16 protein-coding genes and 1 tRNA gene are annotated in these 16,002 nt (G+C 73.2%); 7 read left to right on the top strand and 10 right to left on the bottom strand.

From position 1 onward, the window contains the following. Nucleotides 1-119: 119 nt before the first annotated feature. From IG74_RS0128835 to IG74_RS0128810, 6 genes are all read right to left on the bottom strand, one after another. Nucleotides 120-1,376: an HD domain-containing protein gene (locus IG74_RS0128835; protein ID WP_051855586.1), complete on the bottom strand. Its 1,257-nt coding sequence runs from the start codon at nt 1,374-1,376 to the stop codon at nt 120-122. Beyond that, nucleotides 1,373-2,731, bottom strand: a complete 1,359-nt coding sequence (locus IG74_RS0128830; protein WP_078869110.1) for an HD-GYP domain-containing protein — start codon at nt 2,729-2,731, stop codon at nt 1,373-1,375. The genes IG74_RS0128835 and IG74_RS0128830 overlap by 4 nt, the downstream gene beginning before the upstream one ends. Nucleotides 2,732-2,949: 218 nt before the next feature. Then, the gene (gene rsrA / locus IG74_RS0128825; RefSeq protein WP_030683322.1) at nt 2,950-3,249 is read right to left on the bottom strand and encodes a mycothiol system anti-sigma-R factor; all 300 of its coding nucleotides are present in this window, start codon (nt 3,247-3,249) and stop codon (nt 2,950-2,952) included. After that, entirely contained in the window at nt 3,246-3,929 is a 684-nt protein-coding gene (sigR, locus tag IG74_RS0128820) for an RNA polymerase sigma factor SigR (protein WP_030683321.1), read from the bottom strand. Before sigR ends, rsrA begins: the two co-directional genes overlap by 4 nt. Nucleotides 3,930-4,150: 221 nt before the next feature. Further along, nucleotides 4,151-4,861 (bottom strand): alpha/beta family hydrolase, encoded by a 711-nt coding sequence (locus IG74_RS0128815; protein ID WP_030683320.1) that lies wholly within the window; start codon nt 4,859-4,861, stop codon nt 4,151-4,153. 1 nt (nt 4,862) lies between these two features. Then, entirely contained in the window at nt 4,863-5,678 is an 816-nt protein-coding gene (locus IG74_RS0128810; RefSeq protein WP_030683318.1) for an SOS response-associated peptidase, read from the bottom strand. Nucleotides 5,679-5,727: 49 nt separating this feature from the next. Between IG74_RS0128810 and IG74_RS0128805 the strand changes: the two genes are divergently transcribed. The 4 genes from IG74_RS0128805 (at nt 5,728) to IG74_RS0128790 (ending at nt 9,512) form a co-directional block, all read left to right on the top strand. Then, nucleotides 5,728-6,450 carry a M50 family metallopeptidase gene (locus IG74_RS0128805; RefSeq protein ID WP_030683315.1) on the top strand — a complete coding sequence of 241 codons (723 nt, stop codon included), beginning with the start codon at nt 5,728-5,730 and terminating at the stop codon, nt 6,448-6,450. 148 nt (nt 6,451-6,598) lie between these two features. Beyond that, nucleotides 6,599-7,939 carry a 3-phosphoshikimate 1-carboxyvinyltransferase gene (aroA, locus tag IG74_RS0128800; protein ID WP_030683311.1) on the top strand — a complete coding sequence of 447 codons (1,341 nt, stop codon included), beginning with the start codon at nt 6,599-6,601 and terminating at the stop codon, nt 7,937-7,939. Between the two features lie 16 nt (nt 7,940-7,955). Beyond that, nucleotides 7,956-8,966, top strand: a complete 1,011-nt coding sequence (rsgA, locus tag IG74_RS0128795) for a ribosome small subunit-dependent GTPase A (protein WP_030683310.1) — start codon at nt 7,956-7,958, stop codon at nt 8,964-8,966. Between the two features lie 222 nt (nt 8,967-9,188). Beyond that, nucleotides 9,189-9,512: a DMT family transporter gene (locus tag IG74_RS0128790; protein WP_030683309.1), complete on the top strand. Its 324-nt coding sequence runs from the start codon at nt 9,189-9,191 to the stop codon at nt 9,510-9,512. Here the strand turns inward: IG74_RS0128790 and IG74_RS0128785 are convergent. Then, a complete protein-coding gene (locus tag IG74_RS0128785) occupies nt 9,478-10,107 on the bottom strand; it encodes a TetR/AcrR family transcriptional regulator (protein WP_030683308.1) in 630 nt (209 codons plus the stop codon). The genes IG74_RS0128790 and IG74_RS0128785 overlap by 35 nt on opposite strands. A 146-nt stretch (nt 10,108-10,253) precedes the next feature. Between IG74_RS0128785 and hisN the strand changes: the two genes are divergently transcribed. Beyond that, a complete protein-coding gene (gene hisN, locus IG74_RS0128780; protein WP_030683306.1) occupies nt 10,254-11,051 on the top strand; it encodes a histidinol-phosphatase in 798 nt (265 codons plus the stop codon). 283 nt (nt 11,052-11,334) lie between these two features. After that, nucleotides 11,335-11,754 carry a cyclic nucleotide-binding/CBS domain-containing protein gene (locus tag IG74_RS0128775; RefSeq protein WP_030683300.1) on the top strand — a complete coding sequence of 140 codons (420 nt, stop codon included), beginning with the start codon at nt 11,335-11,337 and terminating at the stop codon, nt 11,752-11,754. A gap of 75 nt (nt 11,755-11,829) precedes the next feature. Here the strand turns inward: IG74_RS0128775 and IG74_RS0128770 are convergent, their stop codons facing one another. Further along, nucleotides 11,830-13,281 (bottom strand): catalase, encoded by a 1,452-nt coding sequence (locus IG74_RS0128770; protein ID WP_030683292.1) that lies wholly within the window; start codon nt 13,279-13,281, stop codon nt 11,830-11,832. A 144-nt stretch (nt 13,282-13,425) separates the two neighbouring features. Here IG74_RS0128770 and IG74_RS0128765 point away from each other — a divergent pair, with 144 nt between their 5' ends. Then, nucleotides 13,426-13,845 (top strand): Fur family transcriptional regulator, encoded by a 420-nt coding sequence (locus tag IG74_RS0128765; protein WP_030683284.1) that lies wholly within the window; start codon nt 13,426-13,428, stop codon nt 13,843-13,845. A gap of 76 nt (nt 13,846-13,921) precedes the next feature. Here the strand turns inward: IG74_RS0128765 and IG74_RS0128760 are convergent. Next, nucleotides 13,922-13,995 (bottom strand) — tRNA-Met (locus tag IG74_RS0128760). Nucleotides 13,996-14,098: 103 nt separating this feature from the next. After that, a complete protein-coding gene (locus tag IG74_RS0128755; RefSeq protein ID WP_030683283.1) occupies nt 14,099-15,910 on the bottom strand; it encodes a tetratricopeptide repeat protein in 1,812 nt (603 codons plus the stop codon). Nucleotides 15,911-16,002 lie beyond the last annotated feature (92 nt).

The raw sequence follows: 16,002 nt of genomic DNA, 5'->3' as shown, positions 1-16,002 counted from the left end.
CGCCTTCGCCGGGCGCCCCGAGGCCGCCCCCGGGCGCCTCGGGCGCTCCGCTCCCGGACCCCCCGATCGTGTGGGGGCCCGTACAGGGCCGGGGCGGCGTGCCCGCGCGCGGGGCGCGCTCAGAGGGTCCGGCGGGGCGCCCCCGCGAGGGCCCTGGCCAGGGCCTCCACCACCTCTGTCTGGTACTCACGGCCGGTCGCGAGCCGCAGCCGCTCCAGGGCGGCCAGTGGCCCTTGGGGTCCGTGTTCCCGGGCCATCTCGTCGTATGCGTTCGCGGTCCGCACGATGCGCGCGGTGAGCGGCTGCTCGCGGTACGGATCGGCCTGGCGCTCCACGACGACGGCGACGTCGGCGGCCACGCCGGTCTGCCGGACGACGGCGCCGCCGAGCAGGGCGATGCGCCGCTGCTCGGGGACGGGAAGGCGGGCCGTGGCGCCCGCGGGCACGGGGTCGACGAGGGAGAGCTGCCCGATGTCGTGCATCAGCGCCGCGTACTCCAGGACGGTCAGGTCGGCCCCGGAGAGCCCCAGCTCGCGCCCCATGGCCCGGCTGAGGTCCGCGACGCGCCTGGCGTGCCCCGCCGGGGTGTACCCGGCGATCTCGGTGGCGCGGGCCAGGGAGGCGATGGTCTGCCGGTAGGTGGCCCGCACGGCGGCGTACCGGCGGACGGCCAGCTGGGTGAGCAGCAGCGGGCAGCTGAACACCGGCAGCGCCCAGAGCCCCGCCACGGCCACGGCTAGCGCCATTACGGCCCCCGTGGCGCACACGGCGGAGCCGATGCCGGGCATGCGCCGCAGCTCGTCCCGGAGCAGCGGCCCGAACGGCCACCCCCTGCGGGCGTGCGCCAGGGCCGCCGCGAGCACGGCGTCGCACAGCGCGGTGAGCGCGAGCAGGGCCACCACCACGGCGGCGTACCACGAGCCGTAGCCCGCCCAGTCCTCCAGGCGGCCCGAGTTGTACAGCGGCTGGAAGCACACGGCGGCGAAGGCGACCGTGAGCACGCGCCGGGCCAGGGTGTCGGGCGCGGGCCCGCGGCCGAGCGCGACGTGCGGCACGGCGCCCACGAGCCCCGCCGCCACGACGACGGCGACCACCTGGAGCACCCCGTGGTGGGTCGGGTGCCCGCCGCTCTCCCCCAGCAGCGCGTACGCGAGCGCGCCCGCGGCCCCCAGGGGTGCGGGCTCCCGCTCGCCGCCGCTGCCCCACCGGGCCAGCTCGCCCACGGCTATGAGCACGCCGAAGGCGAGGGCGGTCCTGTGCTCGTCGACGCCGTACCAGAGGGTGCCGCCGAGCGCGGTGACCGCGGCGAGCAGTGCGGCGCCGCGGATCACGGCGGCCACCACGGCGGCGGGCCGCCCCGCGGGCTCGTGCGTCACCGGGCGGCCGGGCCGCGGGCCACGGGGGCGCCGGACGCCACGCTCTCGACCGGGCCGGCCGGGCCCGCGTCCCGGTCCGCGGCCGGAGCGCTTGCGCCGCCCCCTGCCGTGACCTCCGCGTCCCAGCCGCACCGGTCGAGCGCCCGGGCCAGGGCGCCGACCACGGCCGGGTCGAACTGGGCACCCGCGCACCGCCGGAGTTCGGCGACGGCGGCCACGACGGGGCGGGCGCGGCGGTAGGAGCGCGAGGAGGTCATGGCGTCGAAGGCGTCGGCGACGGCCACCACCCGGGCACACTCCGGGATCTGATGCCCCATCAGGCCGTAGGGGTAGCCGCTGCCGTCGATGCGCTCGTGGTGGTGCAGGATCGCCGCCCTCGCCTCCCCGAGGAAGCCGATGCCGCGCACCATCTCGTGGCCGTACTCGGGGTGCAGCTCGATCACGCGCCGCTCCTGCGGGGTCAGCGGCCCCTCCTTGCGCAGCAGCCGGGTGGGGACGCCGAGCTTGCCCACGTCGTGCAGGATCCCGGCGAAGCGGAGCAGCTCCACGCGCGCGTCGTCCATGCCCAGCTCGCGGGCGATCAGCACGGAGGCGCGGCCGACCCGCTCGCTGTGGCCCCGGGTGTAGCGGTCCTTGATGTCGACGGCCTGCACGAGCGCGCGGATGGTGGCCTGGTGGGCGGAGCGCTCGCGGTGGTACTGGGCGAACACCCAGCACGAGACGCCCATCGGCAGCAGGACGAGCAGCGCGGCCAGCGGGCCGTACCGGCTGTTCCACAGGACGGCCATCATCAGCCCGGCGAGCCCGTGCACGGCGACGGGGGCGAGCGAGCCGGGCAGCAGTCCGCGCCAGGCGTGCCGCGGCGGCACCCGCTCCGCCGCCACCAGGATGCCGCCGTCGAGGGCGGCGATGACCGCGGCGAAGCAGAGCACGGTGACCGCGGCGGGCAGCAGGACGTACGGGAAGTCGGGGGGCGCGGAGGCCGCCGCGGGCCCGTCGAGCGCGGCGTACGTCCACCCCGAGGTCCAGGCGGCGAGGGCCAGCTGGGCGGCCCGCCAGAGGCGGCGCAGCCACCGGGGCTGCCGTTCGACGCGGGCGAGCAGGGCGCCGGGGACGGCGACGAGCGCGGCCGCGGCGGGCGGCAGCAGGAACACCGCGGCGAGCAGCACCGGGTAGAAGGCGGGCACGGCCGGGCCGCTGCGGACGACGGTGCGCTCCCCGCCCGCGTACAGGAGGGCGAGCAGGCCCACGACGGGCCACGCCGTGCCGGGGCCGAACGCGGGCGCCGCGCAGGCGGCCCCGCCGAGCGCGGCGCACAGGACGTAGCCGCGGGCCCACACCGGCACCGACCGCATAGGCGTTCTCCTCCCGATCCAGGTCGGGAGACTAGAACGGGCCATGACCACGCCAGCGTCAGCGGGCGCGAATTAGCACCTTCGAGTGAGAAACCCCTGCAGAAACAGAGAGAAACGTTCAACTAGCGGGTGAACGGCAGCCCCACGGGGAACGCGGGACGCACCCGCTCAGGACCCGTACGTAGAACCGTACGCAGAACCGTCCGCAGGACCCGCGCTCAGGACCCGGGGGCCAGATCCACCCCGTCGTCCGGAACCGCCTGGCCGGAGCGGATCAGATCGATCCGGCCCATGACCTTCGCCCGCAGGTCGGCGGGTACGTCGTCCTGGCCGCAGCAGCGCTTGACGAGCTTCTTCACCGCCTGTTCGAGGCCGTACTTCTCCAGGCACGGGGAGCACTCCTCGAAGTGCGTCTCGAACTTGGTGCAGTCGCTGTCCGGCATCTCCCGGTCCAGGAACTCATAGAGGTGGTCCAGGACCTCACTGCAGTCAGTCTCGTGCGGCTCTCCGCAGCTCATGAGCCCGAGCCTTTCGCTTCGTTCGAGTCTCCGGCACCGGCCGGGACCAAGCCGCGGTCACGCGCGTAGTCCTCGAGCATGCCGCGGAGTTGGCGGCGGCCGCGGTGAAGACGGGACATCACCGTACCGATGGGTGTACCCATGATGTCCGCGATCTCCTTGTACGCAAAGCCCTCCACGTCCGCGAGATACACGGCGATGCGGAATTCCTCCGGGATGGCCTGGAGGGCGTTCTTCACGTCGGAGTCCGGCAGGTGGTCGAGCGCCTGCGACTCGGCCGAGCGCAGTCCGGTGGACATGTGCGACTCGGCGCGCGCCAGCTGCCAGTCCTCGATCTCCTCGGCGGCGCTGCGCTGGGGCTCGCGCTGCTTCTTGCGGTACGAGTTGATGAACGTGTTCGTGAGGATGCGGTACAGCCAGGCCTTGAGGTTGGTGCCCTCGCGGAACTGGTGGAACGACGCGTACGCCTTCGCGTAGGTCTCCTGGACCAGGTCCTCCGCGTCCGCCGGGTTGCGCGTCATCCGGAGCGCCGCCGAGTACATCTGGTCGAGGAACATCAGCGCGTCCCGCTCGAAGCGGGCCGTGCGCTCCGCGGCCGTCTCGGAATCCATGCCGGGACGCTCCGGCTGCTCGGAGTGACCGTGCTCAGTGCCTGCGTCGGTCCCAGTGACCGGACCCACCTCCTCCAACGACGTGGTGGGGCCGTAGCCGGTCCCACTGGTTTCGGAGGATAGACGACGACCTGCTTTGCGCGCCGCTCGAATAGGGGCCGCCTTGGGCGAGCTCAGCACGCTCCACTCCAGGTCAGGAGTGGTGGAGCGGTCCGGGCAGATGGTCGTTCCCATGCGGCGGTCTCCCTCTCGTACGCACACTGTTTGCGGTCCGTACGGGAGAACAGTCGTCATGTGCTCAACATTCCCGGCGCGCCCGTCCACGCGACGACGGCGTCCGTGATCCGCTTCACAGCTTCCTCCTGGCCGATGTCGGCCCGCTTGGGCACGGCGAAGGAGTGGTCGCCGAAGGGGATCTCGACGAGTTCGTACGCCCACCCGTCTCCCACCACCGCCCTTGTACCGTCGCGCTTCGCGCGGCCCCTCCCGATGTCGGGAAACTCCGCGGGCCTGCCGAAGGGATCGTTGCCGCCCTGCACCACGAGCGTCGGCACCCCGGCGCCGAGCAGCTCGTCGGCCCGGGACTTCTCCGGCCTGCCCGGCGGGTGCAGCGGGAAGCTCAGCGCGAGCACGGCGGCCGCGCCCAGCTCGGTGGCCGTGCGGCAGGCGACGCGGGCCCCGGCGCTGCGGCCGCCCGCGAGCACGGGCAGGCCGGGCTTCGCGAGGGCGGGCCACACACCGCGCCAGCCGGTGTCCAGCGTCTTCGGCGCGGGCGCCACCTTCTTGCCCGCCACCCGCCAGGGCTGCTCCACCAGAGCGACGGTCACGCCGTGCGCGGGCAGGGCGGAGGCGATGGCCCGCAGGTCCCTGGCCTCGATGCCGCCGCCCGCCCCGTGGCTGACGGCGAGCACGGACCGGGCCTTCCGTGCGGGGTGCCAGGTGATCCGGGCGGTCCCGGCGTCGGTCTCGACGAGTTCGCTGTGGGTCTCACTGTGCGTCACGTCAGAAGAGTGTGCCCTCTTCGGGGGCTTCCAGTTCCTTCAGCAGCTCCGGGCCGTTGTTGCGGACGTTGCTGACGGCCGTCGACACGGGGAACGCGCGCATGAGCCCGGTGGGCGGCGGCTCCAGGAGCGTGCGCAGGTCCTCCGTGTCGGTGCGCGCCGGGTCGAGCCAGGCGTCCCAGCGGTCGGGCGTGAGCATCAGCGGCATGCGCGGGTGGATGTCCGCGAGGGAGCCGGGGCCGCTCTCCGGGGCCACGGCGAGCGGCGCGGTCTCCGCCTCCGTGGTGATCACCGAGCAGGTCACCCACCAGGCGAGCGGGTGCTCGTCGGGCAGGGTGCGGTCCCGCCAGAACTCGTACAGGCCGGCCATCGCGAACACCGACCCGTCGGCGGGCAGCACGAAGTACGGCTGCTTGCGGGGCCGCTTCTTCTTGCCCTCGACCTCCAGGTCGCGCTCGGCGGCGGCCGTCACCCACTCGTAATAGCCGTCGGCGGGCAGGATGCAGCGGCGCGCGGCGAAGGCCCGGCGGAAGGAGGGCTTCTCGTGCACGGTCTCGGCACGCGCGTTGATCATCCGCGCGCCGCCCTCCGGCGTCTTCGCCCAGGACGGGACGAGTCCCCACTTCAGCCTGCGCAGCTGACGAACCGGACGTTTGTCCTCGGCGTCCTTAAGGGGACGGTCGAGCACGGCGTAGACCTCTTTCGTGGGAGCGACGTTGTAGTCCGCCTCCAGGGCCTCTTCCGGCTCCCACTTCTCGATCTCAAAGACTCCTGCGAGATCCTCGGGCCTACGACTCGATGCATACCGTCCGCACATACGTGCCACACTGCCACGCCGTGGCCGACGACAGGGAGCCGACCGAGCAATGCACACCACCGCTTCCGCAAGCCTGAGCGATCTGTGGGACCGCGTCGTCGGCACCCAGTCCGCGCCCGAGCAGTGGCTGGTGATCGCCACCGGCGTCGTCGCGCTCGCCGCCGTCGTCCCGCACGGCGTGTGGCGCGTGGCCCGCAACGCCATCACCATCGCCCACGAGGGCGGCCACGGCCTGGTCGCCCTGCTCACCGGGCGCCGCCTGGACGGCATCCGGCTGCACTCCGACACCAGCGGCCTGACCGTCAGCCGCGGCAAGCCCTCGGGCCTCGGCATGGTCCTCACCGCCGCCGCGGGCTACACCGCTCCCCCGCTGCTCGGCCTCGGCGGCGCCGCGCTGCTCTCCCAGGGGCACATCACGGCCTTCCTGTGGATCGCCACGGCCCTGCTCGCCGCGATGCTGGTGATGATCCGCAACGCGTACGGCGCGCTCACGATGGTCCTGGCGGGCGGCGCCTTCCTGGTCGTCTCCTGGCTGGCGAGCACCGACGTGCAGGCCGCCTTCGCGTACGCGGTGGTGTGGTTCCTGCTCCTGGGGGGCGTGCGGCCCGCCTTCGAGCTCCAGGCGAAGCGGCGGCACGGGGGCGCCGGTGACTCGGACGCGGACCAGTTGGCGCGTCTGACGCACGTTCCCGCCGGAATGTGGCTCTTTCTTTTCCATGCCGTGTCGCTGTGCTCGCTGATAGGCGGCGGCCGCTGGCTGCTCACCGTGTGACCTGACGTTCGAGCCCGGCACGACACCCTCCGGTCGCCCCGCCGACACTCGGCCGGCGGGGCGGGCTCCCCACCAGTTCTCTGTTTCGCCTGGATTTCACCACTTTTGATCAAGATCTGCGGTCGTCGCCAACCACTAAAGTGAAGGCATGACCGTGAACCCGACGCACACCGCCCTCTGGCCCGCCCCGCACGCGAGCGGAGCCGTCGCCGCGACGGTCCACGTGCCGGGCTCCAAGTCGGTCACCAACCGCGCCCTCGTGCTTGCCGCCCTGGCCGCCGAGCCCGGCTGGCTGCGCCGCCCGCTGCGCTCCCGCGACACCCTCCTGATGGCGGGCGCCCTGCGCGCCATGGGCGTCGGCATCGAGGAGACCGTGTCGTCCAGCTCCGCCGGCGCGGGCGGCCCGGACGGCTCCGGCGAGGCCTGGCGCGTCATCCCGTCGGGCCTGCACGGCCCGGTCACGGTCGACGTGGGCAACGCGGGCACGGTGATGCGCTTCCTGCCGCCGGTCGCCGCCCTCGCCGACGGCCCGATCCGCTTCGACGGCGACCCGCGCTCCTACGAGCGTCCGCTGCACGGCGTGATCGACGCGCTGCGCGCCCTCGGCGCCCGCGTCGACGACGACGGGCGCGGCGCGCTGCCCCTGACGGTGCACGGCGGCGGCGCCCTGGACGGCGGCCAGGTGGAGATCGACGCCTCCTCGTCGTCCCAGTTCGTGAGCGCGCTGCTGCTCTCGGGCCCGCGCTTCAACCAGGGCGTGGAGGTGCGCCACGTGGGCAGCACCCTGCCGTCCATGCCGCACATCCGCATGACCGTCGACATGCTGCGCTCCGCGGGCGCCCAGGTCGACACCCCCGAGGCGGGCGGCGAGCCGAACGTCTGGCGGGTCACGCCCGGCGCGCTGCTCGGCCGCGACCTCACCGTCGAGCCGGACCTGTCGAACGCCCAGCCGTTCCTGGCGGCGGCCCTGATCACCGGCGGCCGCGTGACGATCCCGGACTGGCCGACGCGCACCACCCAGCCCGGCGACGCGCTGCGGCAGCTGTTCACGGAGATGGGCGGCTCCTGCGAACTGACCGAGCACGGCCTGACGTTCACCGGCTCCGGCTCGGTGCACGGCATCGATGCCGACCTCAGCGAGGTCGGCGAGCTGACCCCGGGCATCGCGGCCGTCGCGGCCCTCGCCGACTCGCCGTCCACGCTGCGCGGCGTCGCCCATCTGCGCCTGCACGAGACGGACCGGCTCGCCGCCCTCACCAAGGAAATCAACGAGCTGGGCGGTGACGTCACCGAGACCGCCGACGGCCTGCACATCCGCCCGCGCAAGCTGCACGGCGGCATCTTCCACACCTACGACGACCACCGCATGGCCACGGCGGGCGCAATCATCGGCCTCGCCGTGCCGGGCGTACAGATCGAGAACGTCGCGACGACGGCGAAGACGCTGCCCGACTTCCCCGACCTGTGGACCGGGATGCTCGGGAACTGACGGGCGGACTGGAACCATGCGCCGCTACGGCAAGCACACCGACGAGGACGACGTCCGGGTCCGCCCCAACCGCAAGGGCAACCGTCCCCGTACGAACATCCGCCCCAAGCACGAGGACGCGGCCGACGGAATGGTCCTCACCGTCGACCGCGGCCGGCTGACCTGCCTGGTCGACGACCGGATCGTGGTCGCGATGAAGGCCCGCGAGCTCGGCCGCAAGGCCGCGGTGGTCGGCGACCAGGTCGCCCTCGTGGGCGACCTGTCCGGCGACAAGGACACCCTCGCCCGCATCGTGCGCATCACCCCGCGCACCTCGGTGCTCCGCCGCACCGCGGACGACGACGACCCGTTCGAGCGCGTGGTCGTCGCCAACGCCGACCAGCTCGCCATCGTCACCGCCCTCGCCGACCCCGAGCCGCGGCCGCGTCTGATCGACCGCTGTCTGGTCGCCGCGTTCGACGGCGGGCTGACCCCGCTGCTGATCATGACCAAGTCGGACCTGGCCCCGCCGGACAAACTCCTGGATCTGTACGGCGACTTGGACATCCCCTACGTCGTCACCAGCCGCGAGGAGCTGGAGAACGGGACGGCGGTGGCGCGCGTGCGCGCCGAACTCGACGGCAAGATCACGGCGTTCGTCGGACACTCCGGCGTCGGCAAGACCACCCTGGTGAACGCGCTGGTCCCCGAGGAGCGGCGGCGCAGCACCGGCCATGTGAACGCGGTCACGGGCCGCGGCCGGCACACCACCACGTCCGCGCTCGCGCTGCCCCTGGCGGGCGACGAGGGCTGGGTGATCGACACCCCGGGCGTGCGCTCCTTCGGCCTGCACCACGTGGACCCCTCCCGGGTCATCCACGCCTTCCCCGACCTGGAGCCCGGCACCGAGAACTGCCCGCGCGCGTGCAGCCACGACGAACCGGACTGCGCGCTGGACGCGTGGGTGGCCGAGGGCCACGCGGACCCGGCGCGGCTCTACTCACTGCGCAGGCTGCTCGCCACCCGGGAGCGGACCGACGGCGACTGACCGGCCCCCGGCGAAGCCGGGCCGGTCCGCCCGGCGAAGCCGGATCACCCCGGACGTCCGCGGAACTCCCCGGGTCTCCCCGGATCTCCTGCGAGTGACGCGACCTTCGCGTTGTTTACGCCTGCGCCGCTTCGGTAAGTGCATAATCGCACCAAGATTGTTCCAAGCTTTGGCGAAGCGGTCACGGAACGTACGAGTCGTACGGATGCGGGAGGCACAACCATGGCGTGGCTGCTGGTCATCGTCGCCGGGATCCTCGAGACGGGCTTCGCGGTCTGCCTGAAGCTGTCGCACGGCTTCACCCGCGTCTGGCCCACCATCGCCTTCGCGTGCTTCGCCCTGGGCAGCTTCGGCCTGCTCACGCTGGCCCTGAAGAAGCTGGACGTGGGCCCGGCGTACGCGGTGTGGACGGGCATCGGCGCCGCGGGCACGGCCATCTACGGCATGATCTTCCTCGGCGACTTGGTCTCCGCGCTGAAGATCATCTCGATCTCGCTGGTGATCGCCGGCGTCATCGGCCTCCAGCTGTCGGGCTCGGCCCACTGAGGCTGCGCAGCACGACGCGGCGGACCAGCTGGACCGACTCCTCGTCCCGGCCCCCGGGCGCCACGACGTAGGACAGCGCCACCCGCACCGCGCTCTCGCAGGCCCGCGCGAGCTCCTCCGTCTCCGAGGGGCGGCCGCGCTCGGTCAGGGCGGCCATCGCCCGGTCGCGCACCTGGACGAGCAGTTCGGCCGGGCTCGGTACGCCCGCGTCCGCGCGGCGCTGCGCGGGCACCGGCGAGCTGGACACCGCGGCCCGGCTCGGCGTGGGCAGGCGCTCGCTCCAGAAGCCGGTGAGCACCGCCCGCACCAGCACGTTGTCGCGGGCGGCGCCGATCGTCCAGGCGCTCACGGCGGCAAGCCGGTCCACGGGGTCGCGGGCCTGGGCGAGCGCCCGCTCCACCCCCCGCAGATACGCGTCGGTCTCGCGGCGGAGCAAGGCCCGCGCGAGGCCGTCCTTGCTGCCGAACTCGTTGTACAGGGTCTGCCGGGACACCCCGGCCACCGCCGCCACGTCGACCATCCGTACGCCCGCCCACGGCCTGCGGGCCAGTGCGGTGTACGCCGCGTCGAGCAGTGATTCCCGCGCTGCAGGCATCGTCGCCTCCCGCTGCCCAGGGCCGGGCGGCCCGTGCGGTTCTGCTGGCCAGGTTTGACGTGCCACGGGGCACTGTCAAGGGGTACGGCGGGCGCCGCCCGATACGCGCTGTGGCTCGCGCGAAACGGGATCGATACTGTTCACCCATGCCCGACTACCACGATGATCTGCGCCTGGCCCACGTCCTCGCGGACGCCGCCGACGCCGCGACGATGGACCGGTTCAAGGCCCTCGACCTCCGGGTGGAGACCAAGCCGGACATGACGCCGGTGAGCGAGGCCGACAAGGCCGCCGAGGAGCTGATCCGCGGGCATCTCCAGCGCGCCCGGCCCCGGGACGCGATCCTCGGCGAGGAGTACGGCGTCGAGGGCACGGGCCCGCGCCGCTGGGTCATCGACCCGATCGACGGCACCAAGAACTACGTGCGCGGCGTCCCGGTCTGGGCCACGCTCATCTCCCTGATGGAGGCGGGCGAGGGCGGCTACCAGCCCGTCGTCGGCGTCGTCTCCGCGCCCGCGCTCGGCCGCCGCTGGTGGGCGGCGAAGGGCAGCGGCGCCTTCACCGGCCGCAGCCTGTCGTCCGCGAGCCGGCTGCGCGTCTCCGACGTGGGCGGGCTCCAGGACGCGTCCTTCGCGTACTCCTCGCTCAGCGGCTGGGAGGAGCAGGGGCGCCTGGACGGCTTCCTCGACCTCACGCGCGCCTGCTGGCGCACCCGTGCCTACGGCGACTTCTGGCCGTACATGATGGTCGCCGAGGGCTCGGTCGACTTCTGCGCGGAGCCGGAGCTGTCCCTGTGGGACATGGCGGCGACCGCGATCGTGGTGACGGAGGCGGGCGGCCGCTTCACCGGCCTCGACGGCACCCCCGGCCCGCACAGCGGCAACGCGGCGGCGTCGAACGGGCTGCTCCACGACGAGATGCTCGCGTTCCTGAACCGGGGCTAGGCCGGGGCGGGTCCGGGGCTGGCCCGGCGCGGAACCGGGGCTGACCCGGCACGGAACCGGGGCTAGCCCGGTGCGGGACCGGCATCCGCGCGGCGCCGGAACCCGGCCCGGGGCCGTCTACCCCTGAACTGGGCGCACCCGCCCCCTTGTTGGCATTCCGTTTCGCTGCGACTCTGAGAGTCCCCCCCGCTTGTGAACTTGTGAATCCTTTCTCTTGGCAATGCGGCTCCCCACTCCAGGCATGTCAGGGGCAAAGGGCTCACCAAGGAGGTGGCTCAAGCCCATGCTCGTCCGTGACGCCATGAGCACATTGGTCCTCACCATCGGCCCCGCGCACACCCTCCGTCAGGCGGCCCGGCTGATGTCGGCGCGCCGCGTCGGCGCGGCCGTCGTCCTCGACCCCGACACCTGCGGCATCGGCATCCTGACCGAGCGCGACGTCCTCAACTCCCTCGGCCGCGGCCAGAACCCGGACTTCGAGACCGCGAGCGCGCACACGACGACCGACGTCGTCTTCGCGGGCCCGGCCTGGACCCTGGAGGACGCCGCCGACGCCATGTCCCACGGCGGCTTCCGGCATCTGATCGTGCTCGACCACGACGAGCCGGTGGGCATCGTCTCCGTCCGCGACATCATCCGCTGCTGGGCCCCGGGCCGCCGCCGGGCCGCCGCCGCCCCGGTGGCCGAGTTCACGGCCCCCTGAGCACCGCCCGCACACGGCGAACGGGCCGGATCCCCGAGGGGATCCGGCCCGTCACCTACGGCAAGGGCTTGGGTGTTAGCCGCGCAGGGCCTGGACCGCGGCCTCCAGGCGCTTGCCGAAACCTTCGTCCGCCCGGCGGAAGTTGTCGATGGCGCGCTCGGCGATGTCGGCGCGCGAGACGCCCGCGATGCTGCCCGCGAGGTTCTCGACCAGCCGCGCCCGCTCGTCCTCCGACATCAGGCGGTACAGATTGCCCGCCTGGACGAAGTCGTCGTCCTCGGCGTGCACGGGCGCCTCGTGGTTGCCCGTGCTCCCGGTGACGGCGGTCGGGGCCCACAGCGGCCGGCCCGTCTGGGCGGGGCCGCCGAAGGAGTTGGGCTCGTAGTTCTTGGCGCCCTTGTGGCGGCCGTCGTACAGATAGCCGTCACGGCTGTACGAGCGGGCCTCCGTGGCGTGCGGGCGGTTCACCGGCAGGTGGTCGGCGTTGATGCCGACGCGGTAGCGGTGGGCGTCGGCGTACGCGAACAGGCGGCCCTGGAGCATCTTGTCCGGCGAGGGGCCGATGCCGGGGACGAAGTGCGCGGGCGAGAAGATCGCCTGCTCGACCTCGGCGAAGACGTTCTCCGGGTTGCGGTTGAGCTCCAGCTTGCCGATCTCGACCGGCGGGTAGTCCTCGTGCGGCCACACCTTGGTGAGGTCGAACGGGTTGAAGCGGTAGGTCGCCGCGTCGGCCACGGGCATGATCTGGACCTGCACGGTCCAGGTCGGGAACTCGCCGCGCTCGATGGACTCGCGCAGATCGCGCTGGTGCGAGTCGGGGTCCTTGCCCGCGAGGACCTCCGCCTCCTGGGCGGTCAGGTTCTTGATGCCCTGGTCGGTCTTGAAGTGGTACTTGACCCAGAAGGCCTCGCCCGCCTCGTTGCTCCACTGGAAGGTGTGCGAGCCGAAGCCGTCCATGTGCCGGTACGACGCCGGGATGCCGCGGTCGCCGAACAGCCAGGTCACCTGGTGCGTGGCCTCCGGGCTCAGCCCCCAGAAGTCCCAGACGTTGTCCGCTTCCTGGGAGCCCGTGTACGGGTCGCGCTTCTGGGTGTGGATGAAGTCGGGGAACTTGATGGCGTCCCTGATGAAAAAGACCGGGGTGTTGTTGCCGACGAGGTCGTAATTGCCCTCCTCGGTGTAGAACTTCAGCGAGAAGCCGCGCGGGTCACGCACCGCGTCGGCCGCGCCGAGGTTGCCCGCGACCGTGGAGAAGCGCAGGAAGACCTCGGTCTCCTTGCCGATCTCGGAGAGGAACGCGGCGCGCGTGTACGGGGTGACGTCCGCGGTCACCTTGAACGTGCCGTAGGCGCCCGCACCGCGCGCGTGCACCACGCGCTCCGGGATCCGCTCGCGGTTGAAGTGCGCCAGCTTCTCCAGGAGGTGCTGGTCCTGGAGCAGCATGGGACCGCCGACGCCCGCGGTCTCGCTGTTCTGGTTGTCGGCCACCGGCGCGCCGGCCTCGGTGGTGAGGGGTCCCTGCGTCACGTGCGCCTCCTGCGTCATTTCCTGCAAGTCCTGTCCCTTGGATGATGCCGAACTCGATCCTACGATAGACATTGTCTAAGTCAAGTGGCCTTCCAAAGTCACACTCGGTCGGGACCTAGGTCCCCTGCCTGTTAGGCTGGATGTATGAGCGACCTGTTGGAACGGCTGCGCGGACGCGGCTGGCGGATGACCGCGCAGCGGCGCGTCGTGGCCGAGGTCCTCGATGGGGACCATGTGCATCTGACGGCGGACGAGGTGCACGCCCGCGCGATCGTGAAGCTGCCGGAGATCTCCCGGGCGACCGTCTACAACACCCTGGGTGAGCTGGTCTCGCTCGGCGAGATCCTCGAAGTGAGCACGGACCGCAGAGCCAAGCGCTACGACCCGAACGCGCACCGGCCGCACCAGCACCTGGTGTGCTCCCAGTGCGGCGCGATCCGCGACGTCCACCCGACGGGCAATCCGCTCTCGGTCCTCCCCGACTCCGAGCGCTTCGGCTTCACGATCTCTGACGTGGAGGTCACGTACCGGGGCGTGTGCCCTTCGTGCGCGACGGCCGCCTGAGCGGACGACATGGCTGAGGCCCGGCACCCAAGGGGTGCCGGGCCTCAGCCATGCGTGAACCACCGGCTCGCGCGAGTAGCGGGGACAGGATTTGAACCTGCGACCTCTGGGTTATGAGCCCAGCGAGCTACCGAGCTGCTCCACCCCGCGTCGGTGAACCCAACAGTACGCCAAGCCCCCGACCAGCGCAAACCGCTTCACCCGCGACGCCGCGCACCGCACCCCACCCCGCCCGGCGCAAGGCGCGGGCTCGCTACGCCGAAAGCTCCTGCCGCAGCGCCTCGCCGAGCCGAGCCGCCCGCTCGGCGACCTCCGCGGGGCCGAGCTCCACCGCCCGAGAGGCCCACCGCTGCCCCTCCGCGAGCTGCCCCCGGCGCGCGTAGAGCAGGGCGAGCCGCAGCGCGGCCCGGCCGTGCCCGGCGTCCGCCGCGCGCGTCCACCACAGCGCCGCCTCCGGCTCACTGCCCTCGCGGGCGAGCAGCAGGCCCAGATTGAACGCGCCGTTCCGGCTCCCGGCCTCCGCCGCGAGGCGGTACCACCGCGCGGCCTCGACCACGTCGCCCCGCCCGGCGGCGAGCATCCCGACCCGCACCTGGGCCCGGCGGTGCCCCTGCTGGGCCGCGCGCTCGTACCACTCCTCGCACTCCGACTTGCGCGCAGCGGGCTCCCCGAGCGCGGGCGCCGCCGCGGCCGGGCGGCGCGCGTCGAGCACGGTGCCGAGCCGGTAGGCGGCCTCCGCGCTGCCGCCGCCCGCGGCGCACCGCAGGTGCCGCTCGGCCTCCCGCTCGTCGCCGTCGCGCAGGCGTGCCGTGCCGACCTGGAGCGCGGCGTCGGTGTGCCCGGCCGCCGCGGCCCGCTCGTACCAGCGCAGCGCGGCCGTGTCGTCGCCCCGGCCCGCGTACAGGATCCCGAGGTTGAAGGCGGCGTCCACGCTGCCGGCCTCGGCGGCCTTGGAGAACCACGGCTCGGCGCCGAGCGCGTCGCCGCCCTGGAGCAGCAGCACGGCGAGCGCGTTGGCCGCCTCGCGGTGCCCGGCGTAGGCGGCGCGGCGGTACCACTGGTCGGCCTGCGCGGTGCGCTTCTGCTCGGCGCACAGCAGGCCCAGGTTGTACGCGCCGTTCACGTCGCCCGCGTCGAGCGCCGCGCGGTACCAGCGCTCGGCGGTCTGGGTCTCGCCCCGCTCGGCGTGCAGCGCGCCGAGGGCGTTGGCCGCGTTGCCGTCGCCGTCCTGGGCGGCCTTGAGCCACCACACGGCGGCGTTCGTCTCGTCGCCCGCGTCCCGCAGCAGGAAGCCGAGGGCGCAGGCGGCTTTGGCCTCGCCGTCCTTGGCGGAGGTCAGGTACCAGCGCCCGGCCTCCTTGAGCTCGCCGCGCTTCTCCAGGATGGCGCCGAGGTGCAGCGCGGCGCGCCGGTGGCCGCGCGCGGCGGCCTGGCGGTACCACTGCTCGGCCTCGTCGAGCAGCGAGCGGCCCGCCCGGGGGCGGGCCTCGGTCTCACCGGGGGGCTCCTGCTCGGCGCGCCGGTCGAGGGCGCGCGCGAGGCGGTACGCGGCTTCGCGGTGCCCGCGCTCGGCGGCGGTGCGCATCCAGCGCTCGGCGCCGACGTCGCCGCGGTGCTCCAGGAGGTCGGCGAGCGCGTACGCGCCGAGGGTGTGGCCCTGCTCGGCGGACTGGCGCAGCCAGTACTCGGCCGCGGGCTCGTCGCCGCGCTCGCGGTGGTGCCTGCCGAGCGCGTGGGCGGCGGCGGCCGAGCCGGCGACGGCGGCGATCCGCCACCATCCGGCGGCCTCCTCCACATAGCCGCGCTGGTGCAGGAGGACGCCCAGGTTGTTGGCCGCCGCGCGGTCACCGGCGGCGGTCGCCGCGCGCAGCAAGGATTCGGCACCGTCGAGATCGCCGCGACGCAGCAGCAAGCTGCCCAGGACGCTCATCGCGTCCACGTCGCCGGCCTCGGCCGCGACCCGGTGCTGCATCTCTTCCGCGGCGGCCCCCGGATCATCCCGGTCGGCCGACGGCGCAAAACGCCCAGTCTCCAACAGAGTTGCCTTGTCCCCCATAACGTCCATCGTCGCACCACCTGCAACCTGGGTACACCTGGTATACCGCAGCCAGTGAGGTCACTTCAGCGTTTTGTCGACATGCCCACAGAGAGATAAGT

Origin of the sequence: Streptomyces sp. NRRL B-1347 (assembly GCF_000720325.1) — a bacterium.
In the GTDB taxonomy this organism is placed as follows: Bacteria; Actinomycetota; Actinomycetes; order Streptomycetales; family Streptomycetaceae; genus Streptomyces.
This window is presented reverse-complemented; position numbering and strand designations above follow the sequence as displayed.